Genomic DNA, 7259 nt, shown 5'->3' with positions numbered 1-7259 from the left:
GACAAGCTGCAGTTCACGCCCGGCCTGCCGAAGACCCGCTCCGGCAAGATCATGCGCCGCATCCTGCGCAAAATCGCCGAGAACAGCTTCGACACCCTCGGCGATACATCAACCCTCGCAGACCCAAGCGTCGTTGACACGCTCATCGCAAACAGATTGAATCGGTAAAGGACGGGAAGGATGGACGGCCGCGTACCGGATGGGTGGAGACTGAACGGCTGGATAGCGGGTGTTTGGACGCATGCCAAAACAGGCGGCATGGCAACAGCTGGCAGGATGGCAAAGGCGGACAGAATGGCAAAGGCGGACGATACGGCGAAGGCGGGTGAAACGGCGCAAGTCGTGCCCCGGCCGGTGCTGATCGCCGACGATCACCCGCTGTTCCGCGATGCGCTGAAACTGGCGCTGGAACGTATCGGCATCGACCGGCCGGTGCGCGAGGCGGACAGGCTGCAAGGCGCGCGCGAGATCATGGAGGGGGACGATGTCTCCCTCCTTCTGCTTGACCTGCATATGGAGGACAGCGACGGGTTCAGCGGACTGATCGGGTTCCGCCACGATTTTCCAAGCGTGCCCGTCATCGTCGTCTCGGCCAGCGACGACCCCGCCGTCATCCGCCGCGCCATTCATTTCGGCGCCGCCGGCTTCATCCCCAAATCGTCAACCATCGCGGAAATCGGCACGGCGCTGAGCCATGTGCTGGACGGCGATATCTGGGTGCCGGAGGGCGTGTCGCTGGACGACGGCGGGTCCTCCGACAGTGACATGACCGGGCGGCTGAACAGCCTGACACCGGCCCAGATGCGGGTGTTGCAGGCCGTGGCCAAGGGGCGGCTGAACAAGCAGATCGCCTATGACATGGGCATTTCCGAAGCCACGGTCAAAGCCCATATGACGGCCGTTTTCCGCAAGCTGGGGGTGGTCAACCGCACCCAGGCGGTGCTGATCGCCCGTGAACTTCAGGTCGATCAGCAGACTGTCGACGATCATGGGTGAGCAGGGACACAGCTGATCGGGGGCACGGCCGCGCCGACAGCAAAACGCCACCAGCGGAAACATCCGATCCGTCAGGACACCCCCATCTGTCAGAAAAATCTTAAGCGCCGGGCCGGCGGATCAGCTGTTCCAGTGCGGCCCTGAGGACGGCGGGCTCCACCGGTTTCGCCAGCACCGGCATATCGCCGAACGGATCGCGGCCGACCGACAGCGCGCCCTTGCCGACAAGACGGTCGGCGGTCATCAAAATGGCCGGCGGTTGGCGGTGCCAGACCTGCGTCAGATCCTGATAGACCTGCGGCCCGGTCTCGCCATTGTCGAGCCGGTAGTCCAGAAGCACCACATCGGGCCCGGTGGTGCCGGCATCATAGAGCGACAGGGCCTCGGCACCGTTGCGGGCCACCTGCACCCGGCAGCCCCAGCGTTCCAAGAGCGCGCGCTGACCGTCCAGCACCTGTTCGTCATTGTCGATACACAGGAGCGACATCTCCGCCAGCCTGTGGCTGTGGAAGCCGGGGCGACGCCCCTCGCCCACCATGACGCCGTCACTGAGCGGCACGGTCACGGAAAACAGGCTGCCCCGGCCGGGCACGGACCGCAGGCGCAGGTCCAGCCCCAGCAGGTCGGAGATGCGCGCGGCGATGGCCAGCCCCAGGCCCAGGCCCTTTTCGTCGGCCATACCGGGCCGCGCGCCATTCGCCGATACGGCACCGTTCGCGGGTGGGGCGGTGTCCAGACGCTCAAACTCGCGGAAAATGGCCTGCTGCTTTTCATGGGGGATGCCGGGACCGGTGTCGAGCACCTGCACCTCGATGGCGCTGGGGCGGCGGCGGCAGCCGACCAGCACCCGGCCCGCCTGCGTGTAACGCACGGCGTTGGAGACCAGATTCTGGATCACCGAATAAATCAGACCCTTATCGGTTTCGACCACGGCACTGCACGGCACATGGGTCAGGGCAAGGCCGCGGTTCTCGGCGATGACGGAAAACTCGGCGCTCAGTTCGGACAGAATGTCGTCAATGGCGAAACGGCCGGGTTCCGCCGTCATGCCGCCGGCGTCCAGCTTGGAAATGTCGAGAAGCGCGCGGATCAGCCGGTCCGCCGACTGAATGGACTTGTCCAGTTTGGTCAACAGGGACAGGGCGCCGGCCCGGTCGGGACCAGGCGCCGGTGTATGGGGATCCGATACCTGATGGTCCGACGCCCCATCCACGGCCACGATGGGGCGCCGGTGGCCGTTGGCGGTGTGCCGGATGGTATCCCTGGCGCCCACGGTCAGGTCTTCCCTGAGCGCGCTGCCGAACAGCCGGGCGGCGTTCAGCGGCTGCAACAGGTCGTGGCTGGCGGCGGCGAGGAAGCGCGTCTTGCTGCGGGTGGCGTCCTCGGCCATGCGCTTGGCCTCGGCCAGGGCCAGATTGGCCTGTCGCAGGGCCTGGGTCCGGTCGGTGACGCGCTGTTCCAGGCTTTCATTGGTTTCCTGAAGCGCCAGTTCGGCCCGGCGGCGGCGGCTGATGTCCTGATACAGGACGAAAAAGCCCTGCACCGCACCGCCTGTGTCCAGTTGCGGCGTATAGACGACCTGAAGGAAAACGGGCCGGCCATGCCCATCCACCACATCCATGTCGAACAGCTGTTTTTCCCCGGCCAGCGCCGCCTGCATGTAGGGCAGACGGTGGGTGTGTTCCTCGGGGCTTAAAATCTCCTTCACATGCAGGCCGAGAAGGTGCGGCCGCCCGCGCGCATACCAGTCCATATAGGCGCGGTTGGCAAAGCGCAGGCGCAGGCCCGTATCCACATACGCGACCAGCGCCGGGATGTTGTCCATGTAGAAGCGGATGCTCTGTTCGCTCTGCTTCAGGGCTTCCTCGATGCGCTTGTTGGCGGTGATGTCGGTAAAACTGGTGACATAGCCGCCGCCCGGCATGGGATTGCCCTGGGTTTTCAGCACCGTGCCGTCGGGGCGCGCGCGCTCGTAAGTGTGGGGCCGGCGTTCAGCCAGGCGGGCGGTGCGGCGGGCCACATGGGCCTCCACTTCGCCGGGGCCGCATTCGCCGTTTTCGGCGTTGTAACGGATCACTTCGGAAATATGGCGGCCCACCTGGATCAGGCCGGTGGGGAACTGGAACAGGTCCAGATAGCGCTGGTTCCACGCCACCAGCCGCAGGTCGCTGTCGACGACCGAGACCCCTTGCGACAGATTGTCGAGGGTGGCCTGCAACAGTTCGCGGCTGAAATGCAGCCTTTCCTGGGTTTCGCCGAGGACGGTGGCGATGTCCTCGATGGCGATTTCCCGGTCCGCCAGAACCGAGCCGACGAGAATGCGCGCCGAGGCCGCGCCGATGACGCGGGCGATCTGCTGTTCGGCGAACTGGCTGAGCGCCCCGTCGACCGGATCCCGCTCGCCGAGGGGGCGGCCATGCAGCAGTTCAAAGGCGCGAAAGGCCTCGTCCGTGCGGTCGGTGCCGAGACAGCGTTCGACCACGGTTCTGAGATCCATCACCGTGGCCCGGCCAAGGGCCGCCGGACGGGCGGCGACATCGGCCGGCGCCCCGAGAAAGGCGGCAGCCTGCACCCGGTCGACCACGCCGGGTCGGGCCAGCAGCGACACGCCCACATACAGAAGCAGATTGACGCCCAGACTGACGACAACGCCGAAGGTCAGCGGATCGACACCGGCCCAGAGCGCCGGCGCCAAGGCCGCGCCAATCCACCCGGACCCCATATGCGCCGGCGCCATCAGCAGCAGCAGCCACAGCGCCAGCCCGGCGGCCAGCCCGGCGGTGACGCCGCGCTTGTGACCGCGCCGCCAATAGAGGCCGCCGATCAGCGCCGGCAGGAACTGGGCGGCACCGGCAAAGGACAGCACCCCGAGACTGGCCAGGGTCCCGGCGCCGGTCACCCCGTAATGATAGGCGGACGCCGCCAGCAGCAGCAGGACGATGACGACACGGCGCAGGACCAGATGGTGGCGGCCGGCCGCCCCCGAGGCCAGCGCGCCGGTCAAGCGGTTGCGCAGCAGATAGGCGGTCAGCAGATCGTTCGTCACCATGGTGCTGAGCGCCAGCGAGGACACGATCACCATGCCGGTGGCGGCGGAAAACCCGCCGATAAAGGCGATCAGCGCCAACCCCTCGGCGCCGCTGGCCAGCGGTATGGTCAGCACATACAGGTCCGGATTGGTGACGGATGCCGGGCTCAACGGGCCGGCGACGGCGATGGGCACCACCACGGCCATGGTGACGATGAGGGCGGCGACGAAAATCCACCGCCCCGGCGAGATGTGGCCGTCATCCTGACATTCGACCACGCTGACGTGAAACTGACGCGGCAGGCACAGAATGGCCGCCATGGCCAGCAGCACCAGGGTCAGGAAACGGTCGCCCGGCCCCTCGGCCATGAAGGGAGACCCCGCCTGCCAGAAGGCGGCCTCGATCGGTGTCCAGCCGATCTCATGGAGAACGAACAGCGCCACCGCCGCCAGCGCCAGCACCTTGACCGCGCCCTCGACGGCGATGGCCATGATCATGCCGCGATTATGCTCGGTGGTGTCCACATGGCGGGTGCCGAACAGAATGGCGAAGCCGGCCAGCGCCAGTGCGACCGGCAGCACCAGGCCGTCGGCCTCCAGGCCCAGTCGGCCAGAGCCGTTGCCGGACAGGACCGTCAGGCTCATCGCCACCGATTTCAGTTGCAGCGCGATATAGGGCAGCGCCCCGATCACCGCGATCACGGTCACCAGGGCGGCCAGCCCGCTGGACTTGCCGTAGCGCGCCGACAGAAAATCCGCGATCGAGGTCGAATGCATGCGCCGGCCCAGCCGCACCATTCGCCGCACGACGGGAAAGCCCAGCGTCATGACCAGAAACGGCCCGAGATAAATCGGCAGATAGTCCCAGCCCGAGCGCGCGGCATTGCCCACCGCGCCGAAAAAGGTCCAGGAGGTGAAATAAATCCCCAGCGACAGGCCGTAGACAACCACACGCAGGCGCGGCGACACACGCCCGCCCGCCGGGCTGTCCCCCCACCAGGCGACAGCCACCAAAAGGGCCACGTAAGCCGTGGCCGCAACAGCGATGATCCACGGGTCGACCAGGGTGCCTTGCCCCCCTCCTCCTGTTCCGGGCGCGTGTGCCCGGCTCCCATATCATACGAACCGGCGGCGGGCGGCACGGATCGCTTGTGATCGCTTTTGGCCGCTTTCGCCTGCATCCGTTGCCCCGTGTCTCTCCCAAAAACACGGGCGGCAGTCTTAACATGTATCCGACCACTATAACCGGTGACCATGACCGAAATCAAAGAAACCCGTCATGCGCGCATCCTCACGCCTAAGGCGGGGTCGATTGCGTAAGCGCCATATGGAGGGCAGATGGATGACAGGCGGAAAAAGGCGGGGCCCTGTGCAAGGCCCCGCCCGGTCGGGGAGAGTGGGGGTCAAAAGGGGAAGACGTCAGGGACGGGCGGGTCCGCCCGTCCCTGACAGGGCTCAGTGGGCGTGGGCGCCGCCGGCGCCGGCCGGTATGCGGATATGGTCCACCAGATGCTGGACATGTTCCGGCGGTTCCGGCGTGAAGCGGGCGACGACCGCGGCGACACCGAAATTCAGCACCATGCCGAGCGTACCGATGCCCTCGGGCGAAATCCCGAACAGCCAGTGGTCCGGCGTGTTCATCCCCGGCGCGATAAACTTGAAGAAGACGATATAGCCGAAGGTGAAAATCAAACCCGACAGCATGCCGGCGATGGCGCCCGCCTTGCACATTTTCTTGGAGAAAATGCCCATCAGGATGGCCGGGAACAGGGACGCCGCCGCCAGGCCGAAGGCAAAGGCCACCACCTGGGCGACGAAGCCCGGCGGGTTGATGCCGAGATAGCCGGCGATGACGATGGCGGTCGCCGCCGCGATGCGGGCATAGGTCAGTTCCTGCCGGTCGGTGATGTTGGGCATGAAGGTCTTCTTCAACAGGTCATGGCTGACCGAGGTGGAGATGACCAGCAGCAGCCCGGCGGCGGTGGACAGCGCGGCGGCCAGACCGCCGGCGGCCACCAGCGCGATCACCCAGCCCGGCAACTGGGCGATTTCCGGATTGGCCAGCACCATGATGTCACGGTCCACATAGACCTCGTTGGGCGTGGCCGTGGTGGTGTTGGTCAACAGCCGCTCGCCATTGACGCCGCGAGCCTCGCCGGCAAAGCGGGGCTTGCCGTCAAAGGGCGCGCCGGCACGGTACTGGACGACGCCGTCGCCGTTCTTGTCCATCCAGCCGATGAGGCCGAGGTCCTCCCAGTTGCGGAACCAGTCCGGCGTCTCGGTATAGGCGGTCTCGTTGACGGTATCGACGAAATTCAGCCGGGCGAAGGCACCGACCGCCGGCGCGGTGGTGTACAACAGGGCGATGAAGATCAGCGCCCAGCCGGCCGAGCGCCGGGCGTCGGAGGCCTTCGGCACCGTGAAGAAACGCACGATCACATGGGGCAGTCCGGCGGTGCCGACCATCAGCGCCGCCGTAATGGCGAAGACATCGATGGTGGACTTGGTGCCGTCCGTATAGGCGGCGAAGCCCAGATCCTGAAGAACGCCGTCCAGTTTTTCCAGAACCGACAGGCCGGAGCCGTCGGCGACTTCCGATCCCAGCCCGATCTGGGGAACGGGATTGCCGGTGATCAGGATGGAAATGAAGATCGCCGGCACCGTATAGGCAAAGATGAGAACGCAGAACTGCGCCACCTGGGTATAGGTGATCCCCTTCATGCCGCCGAGGACGGCATACATGAAGACGATGGCCATGCCGATGATGACGCCGGTGTCGATGTCCACTTCGAGGAAGCGGGAAAAGACGATGCCGGTGCCGCGCATCTGACCGGCGACATAGGTGAAGCTGATGAAGATCAGGCAGACCACGGCCACCAGACGCGCCGCGCTGGAATAATAACGCTCGCCGATGAAATCGGGCACGGTGAACTTGCCGAACTTGCGCAGATACGGCGCCAGCAGCAGCGCCAGAAGCACATAGCCGCCGGTCCAGCCCATCAGATAGACCGAACCGTCATAGCCGAGAAAGGCGATCAGCCCGGCCATGGAGATGAAGCTGGCCGCCGACATCCAGTCGGCCGCCGTCGCCATGCCGTTCAGCACCGGGTGCACGCCGCCGCCGGCGACGTAGAATTCCTTGGTCGAGCCCACGCGGCTCCACACCGCGATGCCGATATACAGGGCAAAAGACAAGCCGACGAACAGGTAGGTGAGTGTTTCGGTATCCATGTCT

The 7259-nt window shown here is 65.8% G+C and carries 3 protein-coding genes; 1 reads left to right on the top strand and 2 read right to left on the bottom strand.

Annotated elements, in window-relative coordinates; translation table 11 throughout:
* The first annotated feature begins 180 nt into the window (after positions 1 to 180).
* Positions 181 to 996, top strand: a complete 816-nt coding sequence (locus tag BXY39_RS11380; RefSeq protein ID WP_211332209.1) for a response regulator transcription factor — start codon at positions 181 to 183, stop codon at positions 994 to 996.
* 100 nt (positions 997 to 1096) lie between these two features.
* On the opposite strand, the gene BXY39_RS11375 is transcribed toward BXY39_RS11380, so the two are convergent.
* Together BXY39_RS11375 and BXY39_RS11370 are read right to left on the bottom strand one after the other, a co-directional pair.
* Positions 1097 to 5047, bottom strand: a complete 3951-nt coding sequence (locus BXY39_RS11375) for a hybrid sensor histidine kinase/response regulator (RefSeq protein WP_121938943.1) — start codon at positions 5045 to 5047, stop codon at positions 1097 to 1099.
* Between the two features lie 432 nt (positions 5048 to 5479).
* Entirely contained in the window at positions 5480 to 7255 is a 1776-nt protein-coding gene (locus tag BXY39_RS11370) for a sodium:solute symporter family protein (RefSeq protein WP_121938942.1), read from the bottom strand.
* Between the last annotated feature and the right edge of the window lie 4 nt (positions 7256 to 7259).

Origin of the sequence: Eilatimonas milleporae (assembly GCF_003688555.1) — a bacterium.
Classification (GTDB): Bacteria; Pseudomonadota; Alphaproteobacteria; order Sphingomonadales; family Kordiimonadaceae; genus Eilatimonas; species Eilatimonas milleporae.
This window is presented reverse-complemented; position numbering and strand designations above follow the sequence as displayed.

Coding starts and splice junctions, on each gene's coding strand:
- BXY39_RS11380 (WP_211332209.1), top strand. CDS start 181: ATGGACGGCCGCGTACCGGATGGGTGGAGACTGAACGGCTGGATAGCG.
- BXY39_RS11370 (WP_121938942.1), bottom strand. CDS start 7,255: ATGGATACCGAAACACTCACCTACCTGTTCGTCGGCTTGTCTTTTGCC.